The 18039-nt window shown below is 55.0% G+C and carries 22 protein-coding genes; 21 read left to right on the top strand and 1 reads right to left on the bottom strand.

Annotated elements, in window-relative coordinates; translation table 11 throughout:
* Nucleotides 1–65: 65 nt before the first annotated feature.
* From AC1RSM_RS05930 to AC1RSM_RS05855, 16 genes are all read left to right on the top strand, one after another.
* On the top strand, nucleotides 66–623 hold the full coding sequence (locus AC1RSM_RS05930) for an HGGxSTG domain-containing protein (RefSeq protein WP_492930401.1): 558 nt from the start codon (nucleotides 66–68) through the stop codon (nucleotides 621–623).
* Nucleotides 562–1842, top strand: coding sequence for a phage terminase large subunit family protein (locus AC1RSM_RS05925; protein WP_492930399.1), 1281 nt, complete (start codon nucleotides 562–564; stop codon nucleotides 1840–1842). The genes AC1RSM_RS05930 and AC1RSM_RS05925 overlap by 62 nt, the downstream gene beginning before the upstream one ends.
* On the top strand, nucleotides 1842–3212 hold the full coding sequence (locus AC1RSM_RS05920; protein ID WP_492930397.1) for a DUF4055 domain-containing protein: 1371 nt from the start codon (nucleotides 1842–1844) through the stop codon (nucleotides 3210–3212). Before AC1RSM_RS05925 ends, AC1RSM_RS05920 begins: the two co-directional genes overlap by 1 nt.
* Nucleotides 3196–4392, top strand: coding sequence for a minor capsid protein (locus tag AC1RSM_RS05915; RefSeq protein WP_492930395.1), 1197 nt, complete (start codon nucleotides 3196–3198; stop codon nucleotides 4390–4392). Before AC1RSM_RS05920 ends, AC1RSM_RS05915 begins: the two co-directional genes overlap by 17 nt.
* Before the next feature lie 19 nt (nucleotides 4393–4411).
* Nucleotides 4412–4537, top strand: a complete 126-nt coding sequence (locus AC1RSM_RS05910; RefSeq protein WP_268378279.1) for a hypothetical protein — start codon at nucleotides 4412–4414, stop codon at nucleotides 4535–4537.
* 97 nt (nucleotides 4538–4634) lie between these two features.
* The gene (locus tag AC1RSM_RS05905) at nucleotides 4635–5396 is read left to right on the top strand and encodes a hypothetical protein (RefSeq protein ID WP_492930393.1); all 762 of its coding nucleotides are present in this window, start codon (nucleotides 4635–4637) and stop codon (nucleotides 5394–5396) included.
* 12 nt (nucleotides 5397–5408) lie between these two features.
* On the top strand, nucleotides 5409–6365 hold the full coding sequence (locus AC1RSM_RS05900; RefSeq protein ID WP_492930391.1) for a major capsid protein: 957 nt from the start codon (nucleotides 5409–5411) through the stop codon (nucleotides 6363–6365).
* Nucleotides 6366–6404: 39 nt separating this feature from the next.
* Nucleotides 6405–6737, top strand: a complete 333-nt coding sequence (locus AC1RSM_RS05895) for a hypothetical protein (protein WP_492930389.1) — start codon at nucleotides 6405–6407, stop codon at nucleotides 6735–6737.
* 2 nt (nucleotides 6738–6739) lie between these two features.
* The gene (locus AC1RSM_RS05890; protein WP_492930387.1) at nucleotides 6740–7108 is read left to right on the top strand and encodes a hypothetical protein; all 369 of its coding nucleotides are present in this window, start codon (nucleotides 6740–6742) and stop codon (nucleotides 7106–7108) included.
* Nucleotides 7109–7114: 6 nt separating this feature from the next.
* Nucleotides 7115–7495 carry a hypothetical protein gene (locus AC1RSM_RS05885; protein ID WP_492930385.1) on the top strand — a complete coding sequence of 127 codons (381 nt, stop codon included), beginning with the start codon at nucleotides 7115–7117 and terminating at the stop codon, nucleotides 7493–7495.
* A 1-nt stretch (nucleotide 7496) separates the two neighbouring features.
* Nucleotides 7497–7853: a hypothetical protein gene (locus AC1RSM_RS05880; RefSeq protein ID WP_492930383.1), complete on the top strand. Its 357-nt coding sequence runs from the start codon at nucleotides 7497–7499 to the stop codon at nucleotides 7851–7853.
* Between the two features lies 1 nt (nucleotide 7854).
* Nucleotides 7855–8244: a hypothetical protein gene (locus AC1RSM_RS05875; protein WP_492930381.1), complete on the top strand. Its 390-nt coding sequence runs from the start codon at nucleotides 7855–7857 to the stop codon at nucleotides 8242–8244.
* Entirely contained in the window at nucleotides 8241–8660 is a 420-nt protein-coding gene (locus AC1RSM_RS05870) for a hypothetical protein (protein ID WP_492930379.1), read from the top strand. The genes AC1RSM_RS05875 and AC1RSM_RS05870 overlap by 4 nt, the downstream gene beginning before the upstream one ends.
* A 155-nt stretch (nucleotides 8661–8815) precedes the next feature.
* Nucleotides 8816–9322 carry a Rha family transcriptional regulator gene (locus AC1RSM_RS05865; RefSeq protein WP_492930377.1) on the top strand — a complete coding sequence of 169 codons (507 nt, stop codon included), beginning with the start codon at nucleotides 8816–8818 and terminating at the stop codon, nucleotides 9320–9322.
* A 45-nt stretch (nucleotides 9323–9367) separates the two neighbouring features.
* On the top strand, nucleotides 9368–10291 hold the full coding sequence (locus tag AC1RSM_RS05860) for a phage tail tube protein (RefSeq protein WP_492930375.1): 924 nt from the start codon (nucleotides 9368–9370) through the stop codon (nucleotides 10289–10291).
* A gap of 9 nt (nucleotides 10292–10300) precedes the next feature.
* Nucleotides 10301–10774, top strand: coding sequence for a phage-derived protein YdaY family protein (locus tag AC1RSM_RS05855; protein ID WP_492930373.1), 474 nt, complete (start codon nucleotides 10301–10303; stop codon nucleotides 10772–10774).
* Nucleotides 10775–11187: 413 nt separating this feature from the next.
* Here the strand turns inward: AC1RSM_RS05855 and AC1RSM_RS05850 are convergent, their stop codons facing one another.
* Complete coding sequence (locus AC1RSM_RS05850) at nucleotides 11188–11982, bottom strand: hypothetical protein (protein ID WP_492930371.1); 795 nt, start codon at nucleotides 11980–11982, stop codon at nucleotides 11188–11190.
* A 106-nt stretch (nucleotides 11983–12088) separates the two neighbouring features.
* On the opposite strand from AC1RSM_RS05850, the gene AC1RSM_RS05845 reads away from it, so the two are divergent.
* From AC1RSM_RS05845 to AC1RSM_RS05825, 5 genes are all read left to right on the top strand, one after another.
* A complete protein-coding gene (locus AC1RSM_RS05845) occupies nucleotides 12089–12583 on the top strand; it encodes a hypothetical protein (RefSeq protein ID WP_492930369.1) in 495 nt (164 codons plus the stop codon).
* Between the two features lie 11 nt (nucleotides 12584–12594).
* A complete protein-coding gene (locus AC1RSM_RS05840; RefSeq protein ID WP_492930367.1) occupies nucleotides 12595–12798 on the top strand; it encodes a hypothetical protein in 204 nt (67 codons plus the stop codon).
* Nucleotides 12799–13498: 700 nt separating this feature from the next.
* The gene (locus AC1RSM_RS05835) at nucleotides 13499–16948 is read left to right on the top strand and encodes a tape measure protein (RefSeq protein ID WP_492930365.1); all 3450 of its coding nucleotides are present in this window, start codon (nucleotides 13499–13501) and stop codon (nucleotides 16946–16948) included.
* Nucleotides 16945–17286: a phage tail protein gene (locus tag AC1RSM_RS05830; protein WP_492930363.1), complete on the top strand. Its 342-nt coding sequence runs from the start codon at nucleotides 16945–16947 to the stop codon at nucleotides 17284–17286. Before AC1RSM_RS05835 ends, AC1RSM_RS05830 begins: the two co-directional genes overlap by 4 nt.
* Nucleotides 17283–18026 (top strand): phage minor tail protein L, encoded by a 744-nt coding sequence (locus tag AC1RSM_RS05825; protein WP_492930361.1) that lies wholly within the window; start codon nucleotides 17283–17285, stop codon nucleotides 18024–18026. Before AC1RSM_RS05830 ends, AC1RSM_RS05825 begins: the two co-directional genes overlap by 4 nt.
* The last annotated feature ends 13 nt before the right edge of the window (nucleotides 18027–18039 follow it).

Raw genomic sequence — 18039 nt, 5'->3', positions numbered from 1 at the left:
TTTTGTGTTGAAGGACTTCACAAAGAGTAAAACAACCCCATGCAAACTCTGTGAGGTAAGAAACTATGGCCACATGCGGAGCCAAGACCCGCAGTGGCCAGACGTGTCGCAACAGGGCGATGCAGAACGGCCGCTGCCGAATGCACGGCGGCAAATCGACCGGTGCCCCGACGGGCAACCGGAACGCAGCCACCCCCGGGAGCATCTACTCCCGATATTTCACCGAAGAAGAGAAAGACCTAGCCGCCCAGATCGAACTGGGCAAGGTCGATGAAGAGCTGCGCCTGACGCGGATACGGCTGATGCGCGCATTGGCTCGGGAAGCCGAGTACGGCAACACCCTGGAGCTGGATAGCGAGAAGCGAGAGCCGGTCACCATCGACGGTGTCGTGGTTGCCGGTGCTGAACAGATCACCACTACCAGCAAGGTGCGGGACTACACGGGCCTGATCGACAAGTTGACGGCTCGCATTGAGAGCCTGGAACGAACACGGGCCGAGCTGGCCAAGAACTCGCCGCCAGATGAAACGCCGGTAGGCAAGATCCAAATCGAGATTGTGAATGCAAAGCCGAACCCTGCGCCTACAGATGACAGAGCCGCAAGCGCGGTTCTTTCAGACTGAGGCCAAGTACCCGGCTTTTATTGGCGGCTTTGGAAGCGGCAAGACAGAGACCCTGGCCAACTGCGCTTTCCGTGATGCGCTGGAATCCTCGGATGCCTTGATTGCTCTGTATGAGCCCACCTACGACCTGGTTCGGTTGATCCTGGCACCACGGATGGAAGAGAAACTATCCGACCTAGGCATCCGGTACAAGTACAACAAGCAGGAAAACATCATCTACACCAGCGCGCCCAACTGCGGCGACTTCATCCTGCGCACGCTGGAGAACCCGGCGCGCATCGTGGGGTACGAATCCTACCGGGCACATGTAGATGAGATCGACACGCTGAAGAAGGTGCAGGCGGAGGCGGCCTGGCGCAAGATCATTGCCCGGAACCGTCAAAAGCCTAAAGGCGTGGACAAGCCGTTCAACCGGGTGAGCGCCTATTCGACGCCCGAGGGGTTCCGGTTTGCTTATGAGACTTGGGCCCGCAAGCCCAAGCCGGGCTATGTGATGGTCCAGGCGGCCACCTCAAGCAATCCGTTTCTACCGGACGATTATGTGGACTCCTTGCGCGAGTCCTACCCGGCGCAACTGATTGAGGCGTACCTGCAAGGCCGCTTCGTGAACTTGAACAGCGGCAGCGTGTATCCGTCCTTCTGCCGACGGCGCAATCACAGCGCCGAGGTCGAGCGACCGAACGAGACGCTGCATGTAGGCATGGACTTTAACGTGCTGAACATGACGGCCACTATTAACGTGATACGCGATGACTTGCCGATCACAGTGGCTGAGCTGACCGAGGTGCGAGACACGCCGGCCATGGCCAAGCTGCTTAAAGACCGGTTCAAGGACCGAGGGCATGCCGTGATCGTCTATCCCGATGCCAGCGGCCAGAACACCAGCAGCAAGAACGCAAGCGAATCTGACCTGAGCATTCTGCGGCAGGCCGGCTTTACCGTGCGTGCGAACAGCCGCAATCCAGCCGTGCGTGACCGGGTCAACGCGGTGAACGCCATGCTTCTCAATGATATGGACCAGCGACGCTGGAAAGTGAACACGGATCGCTGCCCGGTGCTGACCGAAGCGCTGGAGCAACAGGCCTATGACAAGAATGGAGAGCCGGACAAAAGCAGTGGTCATGATCATGCGAACGATGCGCAGGGCTACTTTTTGGTCCACCGCTACCCGATTAAGAAACCGAGCGCCGGACAGCGCCAGATAGGAGGCTTGGCGTAATGTCAGTCACAACCACGCATCCCGACTACGATGCACACCTGCCTGAATGGGAAATGATGGACGATGCCCTGGAAGGGGAGCGAGCGATCAAGGCCAAGGAAAACTATCTGCCCAAGCCAGCCGGTATGGTCGAGGCGGAGAAGCTCAGCGGTGAAAACCGCTACTTGTATGAAGGGTATCGAGATCGCGCCCAGTACGAGCACTGGGTACGTGACAGCCTGCGTTCGATGATGGGTCTGGTCTCGCGGCTGCAGCCTGAGATTGAGCTGCCTGCACGTATGAGGGATATGGAGCAAAACGCCACAGACGATGGGTTCAGCCTCAAGCAGTTGTTCCTGCGTATGGTGCGCCAGGCTGTCTCCCATGGTCGTGTGCCTACTGTGGTGAATATCGATGAGCAAGGGCAGCCGTACTTCGCTACCTACCGAGCCACGAATGCCACCAATTGGAAGGAGGCAACTGTAGAAGGGCGTCAGGACTTGGTGTTGGCAGTTTTCCGGGAGTTCCGTGAGAAGGGTGATGACGTCTTTTCGCACGACACTGAGGCTGTTTACCGCGTCTATGTGCTGGATGATGGAGTTTGTTTCACTGAGGTACAGGGCGGCGACGGGCAGATTATCGAAGTGCGCCGGCCGCTGGGTACGGTGGCGACCGGTGGGCAGGTGGCAAAAGGGCTTGAGTTCCTGCCGGTTATCTACTGCGGCTCGACCGATAATGCTCCTGCTGTAGACGAAGTGCCACTATTGACGATGGCGCGTGCGGCTATCAAGAGCTATCAACTCAGCGCCGATTACTTCACCAGCCTGCATTACACCAGCCATCCGCAGCCTTGGGTTTCGGGGCTGGAAGCGGATAAGCCTCTTTCGGTGACCGGTCCATCGGCAGCCTGGGATCTGGGAGATAACGGCACGTGTGGCTATCTGGAGTTCCAGGGCGCCGGTATCGATGCCGTGCGCCGAGCGATGCAGGATCAGAAGGGGGCAGCGCTGGAGGCAGGCGCCAAGGTTATGGATGTAGCCGGCACCGAATCGGGCGAGGCCCGCAAGGCGCGGCAGGATGACCAGCATGCGACGCTGCACACCATTGTCGTGACGGTGGCCGAGGCCATAGAGCAAGGCCTGCGCTACATCGCTGAGTGGATCGGCGAGAATCCGAAGGGCGTGAAATTCACGGTCAAACCTGAGTTCAGCACGCCAGTCATTGATCCTGCCATTGCCCAGCAATTGCTGCAGGCGGTCATGGCCGGCAAGATCAGCGCGGATGCCTACTGGCAGTACCTGATCTTGGGTAAGCTGCCTGAGCGTTCGTATAACGAAGAAGCGCTGCATATTGAAAACCCTGGAGGCGTAGAGCATGGCGAGTCTGAGTGATGCCCAGCGGGCGATTGTGGCGGCGCTGGTCCAGCACTCGTCCTACGGTTACCGGGCATCGTCGCAGGTCGTGAACCGTCTTTGGCTGGAATTAGACCGAATCGGTGCTGGCTTGGCCAAGGAACTGCTGCCACTGCTGGAGGCGTTGAACCCCGGCGAGCGGGAGGCGTTCTTAGCCGGCCGTTACACGACGGATGCGCTCAAGGCCTTAAGGGGCGAGATCGACCAGGCCGCCAAGGCGTTGGATGCAGCCATTCGCTCAGAGTGGTCAGCCAGCGCTCTGGCCTTGGCAGGTTACGAGATTGCCTATATCACCGAGGTGATGGGTAAGGCTGTTGATGGTCTACCCAAGGTCAAGGTATCGCCAGCGAAAGCACTCAAAGCTGCCGCTGACCGGCCCGTATTTGATGGTCAACTGCTGAATGGTCTACTGGCTGATATTCCGATCCAGGCTCGCGCCCGGATCTATGCCGGGATCAGGCAGGGGGTCGGAGAGGGGCAAACCAACGCCGACATAATTCGAGGCCTGCGCGGTACCGACAAGCTGCGCTACCAGGATGGCCTGATACATCGCAGCAAGTTGGACGTGGAGCGGATCGTACGCACGGCGCGCAACCATGTATCAAACGTGGCTTACGAGAACACGTACAGCGCCTTGGGCGTCAAGTATCTGGTGGTGGTGGCAACGCTGGATGGGCGCACCAGCAAATATTGTGCGGCGATGGATGGTACACGGTATGAGCTGGATTCGGATTTTCCACGCCCTCCGTATCACCCGAACTGCCGCACCGTTCTGGCGCCAAGCTTTGACGGCGACCTGGTGGGCAACCGTCCATTCGTGCGCTCGCTCAAGGTGCGCGGCGGCTACCGGATTGGCGAGGACGGTGAACGTGCTCCACGGCCAGCCAGCTTCCGACCGGTGGGAGATATGACCAAAGCCCAGCGTGAAAAGGCGGGCCTTAAAGTCGGACAGGTGCAGGCCAGCACAAAGTACGGCAGTTGGTTTCGCGGTCAGGATGCTGCGTTCCAGCGCGAATGGTTAGGGCCAGCTCGATATAAGCTGTATCAGGAAGGCGGCTACGACTTGAGTCGCTTTGTTGATCCACGTGGGCGTCAGTACACTTTGCAGGAGCTGCGTCGCCGTGACGCGGATACCTTCAAGAGCATATTCGGTGATTGAGCATCAGCCCTGCGACTTCATGTTTCTCGAATGGTGGAAACACCGCATAGTCGAGCGCCGCCCTTTGCTGGAGCGGCCCGAGCTATGGCTGCATATGCACATCAACATTTCCATGCGCCGACAGGAGTTGGAAGACGACACATAACCCGCCTCTGAGCGGGTTTTTTTTTTCTGGGCTGCCTGAGGGGTGGCCTTTTTATGGCTGGCGAGGCTGGCCGAAATCTTCCCAAGGGGAAAACCACATGTTCGAAGATCTCGATCTGGCCGGGCTGGGCCTGGACCTGCCTGAGGATAAGGCCACCGCTCTCAAAGAGGTGCTGGCCGCAAAAGGGCAGGAGGCCATCGATAAGGCTGTCACAGGCCTGAAAACCAAAAATCAGGAGTTGCTGGGCTCAGTCAAGACCGCCAAGGGCGAGCTGGAGCAATTCAAGGCTCAGTTTGACGGCCTGGACCTCGATGCGGTCAAAGGCTTGCTGAGCAAGGCCGACCAGGACGAGGAAACCCGCCTGATTGCCGAGGGCAAGCTGGATGAGGTGGTCTCGCGTCGCACCGAGCGCCTGCGTGCCGACCAGGAAAAGAAACTGCTGGCCGAGAAGGAGCGCGCCGACAAGGCTGATGCATTCGCGGCGCGGTTCAAGGACAAGGTCCTAGCCGATTCCATCCGTGAGGCATCTGCCAAGTCGGGTGCGCTGCCCGAGGCGGCCGAGGACATGATCCTGCGTGCGCGTAGCGTGTTTCAACTCAACGAAGATGGCCAGGCTGTAGCCATGTCTGACGGCGAGATCGTTTATGGCAAGGATGGCAAAACGCCGCTTTCCCCACTCGAATGGGCCGAGGGCTTGCGCGAGTCGGCACCGCACCTGTGGCCGCGAGCCCAGGGCGCGGGTGCTGTCGGTGACAAAGGCGGTAAGGGCGGCAAAAAACGCAGCGAAATGTCGCCTGCGGAGATCGCCGCGTATGTCAAAGATCACGGCCGTGAGGCCTACCTGAAATTACCCAAATAAGGAGCGCATTCAATGCCTACCACAGTCAATAGCGACCTGATCATCTATAACGATCTGGCGCAAACAGCCTATCTGGAGCGTCTCCAGGAAGTGCTGGCCATTTTCAATCAATCCTCCGGCGGCGCCTTGGTGCTGCAGAACGAGAATATCGAAGGCGATCTGCGCAAGCGTGCCTTCTACAAGATCGGCGGCTCGCTTGAGCACCGCGATGTCAATTCTGTCGCCGATGCAACCGGCAAGAAGATTGGCGCTGGTGAAATGATCGGGGTTAAGACGCCCTGGAAATACGGCCCTTACGAAACCACCGAAGAAGCCTTTAAGCGCCGCGCTCGCAGCCCTGAGGAATTCTCCATGCTGGTGGGCCAGGACATGGCCGATGCAGCCCTCGACTACTACATCGAAGTCGCCTTTGCATCCTTGGCCGCTGCCATTGGCTTTAACGCCAATATGGTTGCAAAGGCTGCTTTTGCGACGGATCACAAGAAGGTCCTGACCAAGGGCATGCGCAAGTTCGGTGACCGCTTTAACCGCATTGCCCTGTTTGGCATGGACTCCGCTACGTATTTCGACCTGGTAGATGACGCGATCGATCAGAAGATCTACGAAGAAGCCGGCATCGTGATCTATGGCGGCACACCCGGCACCATGGGCAAGCCTGTGCTGGTCTCGGACAAAGTGCCGGGTAACAGCATCTTCGGCCTGCAGGCGGGCGCGGTCACCCTGACCGAATCCCAAGTCCCCGGCGTGCGCTCCTACCCGATCAACACCCAGGAAAACTTGGCGCTGGGTTACCGCGCTGAAGGCACGTTCAATGTGGATCTGCTGGGCTACTCCTGGAAAGAGGCGTCGGGCGTGAATCCGAACCTGGCAGCTCTGGGCGCCGGTGCTAACTGGGGCAAGTACGCGACTAGCGATAAGGCGACTGCTGGTGTCTTGATCGATCTGACACCAGATCAGTCGGGCGGTTAAACCTCTGCGGGGCTTCGGCCCCGCTTTCAAGGAGTAATCATGAGAATCCTGTATACGACTCAGGCGGCAATTTCTTTGCCTGAGGGCGAGCCCGTGGCCGTGCGCAACCCGATTTATTTTCGAGGCCCCGAAAGCGGTGTCAAAGAAGTAGCGGTTATGGGGGGCTTCCCCGAGATCGTTGCGGCTTACAAGGCGCTTGATGTGCCTGTTCACGTTGTGCCCGAGGGCGAGCGCCAGGAAGCAGGTCTGGAGCCGGCACAAATGGGGCTGCCGGCCCTGCGCAAGTATCTGAAAGGCTTGGGCATTGATTTCGACCCCAAGGCCACCAAGGACGAACTGCTGGCCCTGGCCCTGGCGCTCGTCTCGGAATAGTCATGGAATACGTGACTGTTTCAGAGGTGGACGAGCTGATGGGGCAGTCATGGGCTGCCGAGGACAAAAAGGCGCGGGCGGTGTTGCTGGCCAATGCCTGGATGGGCGGGCAGCGTCTGCCCAGCCTAGATCCGATGCCACAGCAATGGAAGCAGGCTGGTGCCGAGGTTGCTATAGAAGCGGCTGCCGATCGGCTTTACCGCGCTACTGAGGTGGGCGTAACCAGTAAGTCTGTGAAGGCCGACTCGGTCGAGTCCAGCAAAACCTTTGCGGCCAACTATCAGCAACTGACGGCGGGCGAACGGTTCGCCCTGGCGCTGCTCAGGCCCTGGATAGGGCGGGGCGGTGTCGTTTTTCTGAAAAGGGCGTGAGTGTGTATGGCCAAGGGAAATAAGGCGCCCAAAGTCGCGTTTAGTCAGGCATATCCACTACAGGACTATTACTCGGACGGTGAGGGTAACGAATATTCGGTGGCCCGCCTCCTGGACGGTGCGGATGACCTGCCGGTTTTTGATTGCCCGCTGGCTGCCCTGGACCTGTCTGGGGAGATTTGGCAAGGCAGCAATATGCATTCGTTGGCGTGGCATGTGAAGAAAGTCATGCGTGCCGATCTGGATGCGCCAATCTTGCTGGATTGGAACGGCCGGATAGCAGATGGGCGGCACAGGGTCATTAAGGCATTGGCCCAAGGTAAGCGAACCATTAAAGCGAAACGCATGCCGTGGAAGCCGGATCCGTGCCGCAAAGGAGTGGATTGATATGGGACTACGTGACGAATTGATGGCCGATATTGCCGAGGCTTTCGATACAGACCTGGCAGATGCGGTATCGGAGTTCACTGGCCGGCGCATCGAGCGCGGGCCTGCCTACGACCCGGTGAATGAGGTCTGGCCAGAGGTTGAGATCACCTATACCGGCCGAGGCGTCATCGGGGGCTACAAGCTGGAACTGGTCGATGGTATCCGGATCTTGGCCACGGATTCCCAATTGACTGCGCTGCAAGGTGATGTGGACGGAACGCCAAAGGTGGGCGACATGATCAACGGCATGGAAGTGCTGAATGTCGGCCAGGATCCGGCCGGTGCGTCCTGGACTCTTCAGCTACGGAAGGTGTGACATGGCGACTGGCTGGAGCAAACCGCCCACGGCGTTCATCAAGGTGGTGGAGCAGGGTCTCGGGCAGAAGCGGCATCAGGTCGCCGTAGAAACCCTGGCCGCCGTTGTCGCGGGCTCGCCTGTGGACTCTGGTGCTTACCGGGCAAATCACCGCGTCAGCATCGACGGGGTGGATCTGGGCTGTGACCTGGAGAAAATCGACCCATCGGGAGCTGAGACGCTACAAGCTGGCAATGAAGCTATCGGCTCTGCCGCCAGTCCATATTGCGAAACCGTCATCCAGAACAATGTCCCCTATGGCGAGGCCCTTGAACACGGTCATTCCGGTCAAGCGCCTGCTGGCGTATATGGCGTGGCTTACGCCGCTGTTGTGGAGAAACACACCAAATGACCTTTGAACAGATTCGGCGCGCTATCACTGCGCGGATGTCAGTCTTTCCCGGTATCGACCAGGTGCGTATCGACTATCCCAACGCCCTGACGGCATTCACGCCGCCCGAGTCAGGTCTGTGGTGTCGCCTGAGCATCCAGCATGGACAGGCCTTCATGGCAGGCATGGCCGACCGACCACATAGCCGCAAGCCCGGCATGGTGACCATCCAGTGCTTCGACCGCATCGGCGCCGGCCTGGGCGCGCTCAATCGCTTGGCGGATTCTTTGGAGGAGCACTTCTCCTATTGGTCCCAGGGCGATTTGGAGTGCCTGGAGGCCAGTCAGGTGGACGTTGGCACCGGGGACTCTGTTGGCCGGCCGCAGGGCCTGGGCTTCTATCAGATCAACGTCAATATCCGGTTCAGGGCTGGATAAGAATCATCAATCAAAGTACTGCCGGACGCGAGCCGGTTTCTTGTTTTCTTGGCAACCTTAAATCGGTAGATACCGAGCCTGAGATGGTGGAAGAGCTTTGAAAAGTCCGGGGCTGCCCATTGCGGGCGGCCCTTTTCTTTTCTGGGATCTAAAAAATGAATCAATTTGAACCGCTTGTTTCTGTCGTCAGCGGCGAGCCGCTGGCATCCAGCCTAGTGATTGCTCAGGGCATGAGAGCCAAACACAAGAGCGTCATTCAGCTGGTGCGCCAGCATGCTACGACTTTGCAGGAGTTCGGGCCACTGGCATTTGAAATGCGTGTGGTAAAGCGTCCCCAGGGAGGAGGCCCCCCAACTGAATACGCAATGCTCAATGAGCAGCAAGCCGCATTACTGATCTCGCTCATGCGCAACAGCGACGACGTGGTTGCCTTCAAAGTGCGGTTGATTCGAGAGTTCTATCGCATGCGTGATGCACTGAATCAGCGAGCGCAGAATCTCTATCAGCAGCTTCAGGCTTTGGTAGCCGAAGAAGTGGAAACACAGGTGAAGGCATCCTTCGGCTCCCGCTTGATGCTGGAGCGAAAACGCGCCATCCCAGAGTTGCGAAAGCGGAGCGAACGGCTGGAGCATGAAATCCAGCCATCTCTAACCCTGAACTGACCCGGCCTAGAGCCGGTTTTTTTACGCCATCAATAGGAGTACGCTATGTCCAGCGGTGCAAAAGTCATAACCCACATCGTCAAGGAGGTCACGCCCGGCGTCACGCCTAGCTCTGGCTGGCAGACCCTGCGCGTCACCGGCAACACCTTGACCCCCACGCCCAACACCGAGGAATCCGAAGAAATCACGGATTCGCGTATCGGTCAGGGTTCCATCACCACTAGCGTGGATATCGCCGGCGACATCATCGGCGAGTTGTCGTACGGCACGTTTGATGACCTGCTGGCTGCCGCCTTCTATGGCGCTTGGGCGGCCAATAAGCTGACCGTGGGCGAGACGCGTACCACATTCAGCGTGGCCAAGGGCTACCGCGACGTCGGCGTCTATGCCTTGTTCAAAGGCGCACATGTCAGCTCTATGGCCCTGGAAGTGCCGGAAGAGGGCAAGGCCACCGTCACGTTCTCGATGTCCTGTCTGGATTACGAGGACAAGGACACGCCGTTTGCGACCACGCCGGCAGCGCCCACGGATACGCCGTTCATGTCTTCGATCAGCGTAGGCGACGTGAAAGCCAATGGTGTCTCGCTGGCTGGACAAGCCTGCGTTTCTGGCCTCACGCTGAACATTGATAACAACCTGCAGACGCAGCGCTGTTTCGGTGCCGAGCGCCTGGGGCCGGGGGCCCTGATTGAAACGACGGCAGCCATTACCGGTACCGTCAATCTGGCTTGGTCCAAGAAGGCGTGGGAGCTGTGGAAGAATCAGTTCACACGCACGCCGATTGCCGTTGCTTTTCCAGTCACCGATAGCTTGGGCAACAAGTACGAGATCTCGCTACCCGCAGTGGAAATCGACGGCGAGCTGCCCAGTGGCGGCAAATCCGACATTTTGCAGATCCAGCTGAACTACACAGTGGCCAAGCAGGCCCCTACCATCACGCGCACGCCAGCTGCGGCGCCAGGACCATAAGGAGCATTCATGGCTTTGAGAATTAACCGGCAAGAGCCTGCAGCCACGAATGAGCGCTGGGAGGACTACGACGAGGACGTCTCTTTTAAGCTCGCGGGCCTGGACACCGAGGCCTATCAGATCGCTCTAGAGCGTGCTCGCCGCCTGATCGCACGAGAGGACGCGGGCCAGCGTCTGACAGCGATCAGTGTCTCTGGCAACGATGTACGCGAGCATGATGTGCAGTGCCAGCTACTGGGCCGCTACATCATTAAGGACTGGAAGGGTGAGATCCTGGATGACGCCGGCGATGCTGTCCCTTATTCGCCAGAGGGTGCCGCCAAGCTACTGTCCAGCAACACGGACCTGTTCGTATGGGTGATTGCCACTGCCGCCCAGGTGGCAGCTGGTGCGCAGAAGGAGGTGAAGGAAACCGTGGAAAAGCCGTCGCCCGGTTCCAATGGGAAAAAGAATGGGCCGGGCAAAGCCAAAAGCGAAAGCTGATCTATTCGGCCTTGGGCGCTGAGGTACCCGATGAGCCGCCTACCGACCCTATCACCGATCACATCATCAGCGTGTACTGCGCGGCTGATCGGTGCCGGGGCATGGTGGTGGGGGCGGCCGGGGCCATGCCGCTGCCCCTCACCACAGCAAACATCACTGCCGTGGTCGAGGCATATGGAACGCCACTAACCAGGAGAGAGCTGGATGTGGCGGTATTTGCGATTGATCGTTTAGAGCGGGAGTGACCGCGAAGGAGTGGGTATGTTTGGTGGGCATGAAAAAGGGGCAGAAGATGACATCTTCCGCCTCAATGGCCAGCCTAGATCCTAAGGTGTGTGATCAAGAGAAAGTTTCGAAGCGATCATTCAAAAAATCAAGCTGGTAACTAATTTCGTTTTCGAAATATTATTGTTTTATTTTGTTAATAGTTTTATGTCGGCATTTGTTGCTGAATTTATTATTTTAATTTTATCATTTATTGATTTTATAAAATAATCTATTTCTTTATTTTTTTCATCTGCTATATTTTTGAAATCGGCTTCGTTGTTTTTTATTTCTTTTATTAGTATTTCTTCAGTTACTTCTTCTATTTCTTTGGTTTTGTTATTTATTTTTCTTATTTCTGTATTGCATTCTTTGATTGCTTTGTTTAGGTTTGATTTGTAATTTATATCGCCTCTTGAAAATATATCTGTTCTGTTGATTCCTGTGTGTATTGCCTTAATTAGGGATTTTATTAGATCGTTGGTTTCGGATATTTTTTTATTCGTGTTTTTAATGAATTCTTCGTTTGTGTCTACTACACTTAGTATTTTTATTGAGTTGGGGTAGAGTTCGTTGTAAATTTTTATTCCGTTTTTTAGCTTTAATGATTTTGCTGCTTCAAGAAATTCTTTTCTGTGTGACGAATAAATATCGAAATTTGATTTTTTTGAGCTTTCTTCTATTTGCTTTTCTGTTTGTATTGATCGGTGTATAGATGCTATAAATGCTGCGCCAGCGACGCCGGCGGCTAAAATTCCAAATGGAAGTTTGCTTTTCTCAAAAAAATATGAATAGCCGTCTGGGCTCAGGTCCCAGGGATATGAAAACCAAACGCTTAATAGAAGTACAGAGATGATGGTAGGCCCAATGACAAAGATCCAGAAAAGGCGCTGTTTGGCGAGAGAGCGGTGATCGAGGCTGAGCCACTTAAAGAGAGTATTCATGGGACGGTAGGTCTAGACGGAGAGTGAAGTCGTCCTAAGTTTAGCCGGCTTTGCAAAAAAAAGTTACGGTGCTATGATCGTTGCGCTACCTTTCGTGGAGAGACATGTGAGTGATGCAGAGGAAATAAAAAAATTTGCAGAGCTAAAAGAGGCTGGGCTACTCACTGTCGATGAGTTTGAGCATGTTAAGAGAAAAATTATCGGAATAGAAGATGATGAGCTCGCAGGTGCGAAGAGTGTAGAGTTCTATGCGGCCTCCATAAATGCATGGCTTAACTACGGACAAGAGACGAGTAAGCAAATTCTTGCTTTTTCCTCTGCCGGGCTTGCTCTTCTGATAGCAATTTTGGTGCAACAGGAATTCGTGGTTGTTGCTGAGAAGAGGTGGATGATTTACGGTTGCTTGACTTCTTTTGTCTTAGGGATTTTTATAGTTTTGGCTGAATTCAAAAGAAATAGAGTGTATATAAAACGCATGCTTTTAAGTGAAGATCATAGTGATCACGATTTCGCTTTGATTTTTTTTGATTGGGCGGGAGTTTTAAGCTTTGTTTCTGGAGTGTTTTTTTTAGTGATTTATGTGTCCTCTAGTTTGAGGTAGCGGAGATTTTTGTGAGTGATGATGAGAAACGAATCTTAGAGTATCTCAAAAGAAATGGCTTGGAAATAAGTCTTGAGAATTTAAATAAATTTCGCCAACTAGCTTTGTCTGGGCCTCGTATATCGGTGCGTAGTAGTGTTACGGGATTTAGCGGTTTTAATCCAAGCTCGAAAAGTAAAAAGTCGGTAAAGACTGCACCTGTAAAAAAGAAATAATGTGACACGAATGCTTCGGGTTTTTAAAAAATAGCCGCTTTTAAGCGGCTATTTTTTTTTAAGCTAAGGATTGATGGGCGGTCCAGCTCTAATTAAGAATGATCGTCCTTGGTGTTATCTGTCTTTACAAAGATCCTTTTTTTGGTCGTTTGTACTCGCTCTCGCTTAGGTTTCTCTGATTTTGGCGCAGCACCCAGGCCGCGCTTTGGAGCGTTCACGCCTGGGATGGACGGTGTAGCGGACTTTCTCGTTGCAGGAGTGTCTTCTGAGTCTAAAGCTTTACCTAATATCACAGAAAGAGCGTAGTCAAGATAGCTCCCTCTGTCATGGTATTCCTTTAGGGCTTCCGGGGAGAGGCAGTTGCGCTCGGCACCATTTCGGGTTGTGCTTGATGTTGGCTCAGATTTTGTAGAGGTGGTGGAAGGAGGTGAGCCGCGTGACGCTACCCGCTACGTTTTCTCGTCTGAATTAACGAATGGTCAGCAGAAAGGGTTTTATGCGAAAGAAGCCAATCTATTTTTATACCCTCATTCTGGAGCCTTCAAGATTTTTAGTATCAGGGTACAGACCGCGCCTAGGCCATCTTTGATTCGAGAGACTTTGGGTAAGTGCAAGAAGTTTGAACGCAGTACAGTGTTTGATTGAAGCTCATATTAGAGTAGCCCGCTTAGGCGGGTTTTTTTTCGTCTGGAGAATTTGAATGGTGCAAGAATCTCGCCTGGCTATCACCATTGACAGCCGATCTGCTGAGCAGAAAGCCAAAGATTTGGAACAGGCTTTAGCCGCGATGGAGGCTGCGGGCATCCGTGTCGTCGGATCGTCTCGTCGGGCCAGTAGCGGGATGGTTGGAATTGGCGGTGCCGCACGCGCCGCAATACCTAGCGTAGATGGCCTAAATAAAGAGCTGGCTAACACTGAGCGTCAGGCCGCAGCTTCGGCAGCCACGATCAATCGTGTGCTGAAGGCAGCGCTAGCCGGTTTCTCAGCGATGCATGTGATTGATGTAGCTGACAACTGGGGCCAGTACGCCAGCCGCATGCGCATGGCGACAGAGACGGCCGACGAATACGACCGTGCCCAGCAGCGCATGGCGCAGTCGGCTCAACTGACATTTCGCGATATCAATGAGACGCGCGAGGCTTTCATCCAGCTCTCGCCCGTGCTGCGTGAAATGGGGCTGAGCCTGGACCAGAGCATCGACGCCGTTGATGCGTTCTCAGGTCTGCTGGTGGTAAACGGGGCTAATGCCGAGCGCGGTGAGGCAGCTATGGAAGCGTTGGCCAAATCATTCCAGCGCGGTCGAGTGGACGCTCAGGCCTGGATGACGATCTACAGTACAGCAGACACCATTGTTGAGCATTTGGCTAAAAGCTCGGGGAAAACAGCTGCAGAAATCCGTCAAATGGGCGTTGAAGGAAAGATCTCCGCCGAAATGATGGCTAAGGCCTTAGTGTCCGCGTATGAGCCTGTCATCAAGCAGGTTGAGGGTATGCCTACTACGGTGCGAGATGCTCTCACGAACTTGAATACTGCCTTTGGGGAGTACATTGGCTGGCAAAATGAGGCCAGTGGTGCCACTGCCGCATTAGCGTCAGGGTTGGGGCTTCTGGGTGAAAACTTAAGTGGTGTTTTGAATGCCGGCTTGGTGGTGGGCGGGGCTGCTTTAGCCGCGTACTCCGTTAAAACAGGTCTGGCTCGAATAGAGACGGGCAAGCTAACAGTAGCAAGAATTGCCGGTGCTAATGCAGACCGTGCTGCCGCCCTTGCAGCCCGTTCAGTAGCAGCAGCTCGTGTAGAGCAGGCTAGAGCGACCCTGGCTGCGGCAGTCAGTGAAAAAGAAAAATTGGTGGCCACCTCTTTGTTGGCAAATGCAGAAAGGAATCTTGCGGCAGCGTCTACGTCAGTTGCGACTGCCAATAGGGCGCTAGGGACCTCTATGCTCGGCTTGGTGGGCGGTCCAATCGGCGCCATAACACTTGCTGCGGGGCTGGCCTCTTCTGCATTTTTTTATTTTCAAGGCAGTTCAGAGCGAGTAAAAAAGACTCTAGAGGAAATGGCTCAGCCACTAGATGATGTTGTGGGGAAATTTAAAGAGCTTGGCAGAACCCAGATGGCGGGAAAGCTGGTTGAGTACGCAGAGATAGCAGAGGAGTCAGCAAAGAAAGCAGAGGGGGCGTTTATAAGTCTTTTGGGGAGTATTGAAACCTCTGATTTGCCACAATTCCGTACCGCTAAAGATGGGCTGTTTGAGATGATTGAGGCGCTGAATCAAGCGGAGAAAAAAGGGGAAGAGCTTGATGCGGTGATCAATGGAATGGGGAGTAAGTTAGACATTCCCCAGAGCGTGCTAAATAAGTGGCTAGTGGCGGCCGCGAATTTTGCTGAAGTCCAAAAGAAAGCTAATGATGATTCCGAAAAACTTGCTGCCGTAAAAAAACTATACGAGGAATTGGGGGTAGCAGCTCAGGAGAGTGCGAGCAACCTAACCAGCCTTAATGCTGCAATGGGCATTGAGAAATGGGATGAATACCTGAAGAAGCTGACTGATGCGCGTGACGTAATAGGCATGAACGCCAAGCAGTTAGGGGCTTTTGAAGCAGCTCAGGCTGGCGCGAACTCACTTCAGCAGGAAATGGCCGGCATCGTCACGGCTCAGACTGATGCGTTCAAAAAACTTCAGTCTGCTATTGATGATAAGGACAAGAAGGCCATTGAAGCGGCTCAGAATAATATCCGAGCCTTAGACATTGAGCGGCAGAAGGTTGAGCTGCTGGCGATTAAGACTCAGGCTCTTATCGCTGCAACAAATGCCTTCGCGCGTGGGGAAGTATCGGGTGATGTGGCAAGCGGTATTTTGCAGAACATGCTGCAAGGTTTTTCCCAAGCCGAGGCTGCGATAGCTGTTAGCAAGGAAGCAGAAGCACAGATCAAGAATATCTATGCCAACACCAATCCTAGCGACAGCACTAAAGGCGGCGCAAACGCGGCTAAGGAGTCTGCGCGTCTGCTACAAACACTGCGCGATCAAGTGGCTGTTCTTGGTATGTCCGAGAGCGAGATGCAGCGCTATCAGTTGCGCGTCGCTGGCGCGACACCAGAGCAGCTAAAAATGGCTGACTCTTTGTTGGCGACTAAAGAGGCCTTTGAAAAAACGAAAGCTGCCCAGGAGGCTTACCAGTCTTTGATGCTGGATCTTCGGACTGAAGAGGAGCGGACTAACGATCAATTTAAAGAGAGGATAAAAGTTTTGCGCGAAGCGGGCTTAAGCGCAGAGCAATACCAAGCCTCGCTGAACAAGTTGGTCACGAGCAATATCAGTGTTGCGCCGAAGTTCGATGGAGTAGATGCTAGTGTCGGCGGTGCCTCTGGTGAGCTAATTCGTGTCGCCCAGGCCCGAGCTGAGCTTGATCAGTGGAGAGCAGAGGAAATACAGAAGCATCAAGAGTACTTGAGCACAAAGCAAATTAATGAGCAGGCTTATGCGGATGCAGTTCTAAGCATTAGTCAGCAACACAATGAGCAGCAGAGAAATCTGTCCGATGCTTGGCGTTCCGTCACCTTAGCCAACTTTGCTTCAGTTACGGGTGATGCTGCAGAGATGCTAAAAGGTCTTGGCATGGAGGGCTCAGCAATCTACAAGGCTATGTTTATAGCAAGTAAGGCAGCGAGCATCGCCCAAGCAATTGTTAATACTGAACTTGCTTATACACGGGCACTTACTACGCCAGGAGGTGAGGCATTGGCCCCGTGGATTCGCGGATTGGGCTATGCGTCTGTGGGTGTTATGGCTGCAACCTCTTTAACCGGCATGGCCCACAGCGGCATAGACCAGATCCCGCGCGAGGGCACCTGGCTTCTGGACAAGGGCGAGCGGGTCCTAAGCCCGCGTCAGAACAGTGATCTGACCTCCTATCTCAAGAAAGCCAACACGGTGCCGGCAGGCGCTGGGGGCGGCGGCCAGCCAATCCAGATCAACGTCGAGGTCAATATCGCCAATGACGGCACCGCTCAGACCCAGGTTGACGGGGCTGGCGTACAGCAGGGGCGGCAATTGGCTGAGGCGGTAGGCGGTTATGTCCAGCAGGCTCTTGTGCGTGAGATGCGCCAGGGCGGCTTGTTGTGGAATCAACGAAATGGGTACTCACGATGATGGAAACATTCGCCTGGGCCCCGGAGCAGCAGAACATCTCCGAGGAGGTGCAGTTCCGTGTGTTGTCTGCAAAGTTTGGTGACGGCTATGAACAGAATGCCGGAGATGGACTTAATACCCGTGAGTCGACCTGGCCTCTGACGTTTTTCGGGCGCGAGGAGCGGATCAAGGAAATACAAGATTTTTTAGACAGCCATGGCGGATGGCGCTCCTTTCTTTGGACGCCGCCAGGGCAGAGTACGGCCATTGTGGTCAAGTGCAAGGCCTACTCCCGGCCTCATGGGGGCGGTCAGGCCTGGCGACTGTCTGCCACGTTTGAGCGAGGATTTCGGCCATGACGATCAACAGCGAAATTCAAAAACTCGAGCCCGGCGCGATTGTTCAGGTCTTCGAGCTGGATGCTGAGGATATTGGCGCTGGCACGCTGCGCTTTCACGGTTATCCGCAGGACCAGCCTATCTGGTGGCAGGGCAAGCGCTACGGACCGTGGGCGATTGAGGCAACCGGCTTTCAGCGTAATGGAGAAGGTCGCCAGCCTGCGCCGACAGTGCGCGTAGGAAACATCGGTCTGGATTCTCAAGGTAAACGCATTCCAGGAGTGATCTCCGCCATGTGCCGTATGTACGGAGACCTAGTGGGCGCGAAGTTCATCCGACGTCGGACGTTGACCAAATATTTGGACGCGGAAAACTTTGAAGCGGGCAATCCTACGGCAGACCCGGCTCAGTCCTTTCCAGATGAGGTCTGGTTGATCGAGCAGCGCACCTCCAGCAATGCGGAGATTGTGGAGTTTGAGCTGTCCAGTCCTTTGGATTTTCAAGGTCAGCAGTTGCCAGCGCGCCAGATTACAACGCAGTGCGCCTGGACCCGAATAGGCGGATACCGAGGGCCGTACTGCGGTTACACGGGGTATGCAATGTTCGATAAGAACGACAATCCGGTTAGCGACCCAGCCATGGACCGCTGTCCTGGGTTTGTGCGTAGCTGTCAGCTCCGCTTTGCTGCCCAGCAGGGCTGTACGCCGACGGAGGCGGAAATTAACTTTGGCGGCGAACCGGCCGCTGACCGACTCCGATGAAATTGTTTTGATT

The sequence above is a fragment of the Alcaligenes sp. GW821-FHT11D07 genome (assembly GCF_058808495.1).
Note: the sequence above shows the minus strand (reverse complement) of the source record. Positions and strands in the feature narration are given on the sequence as shown.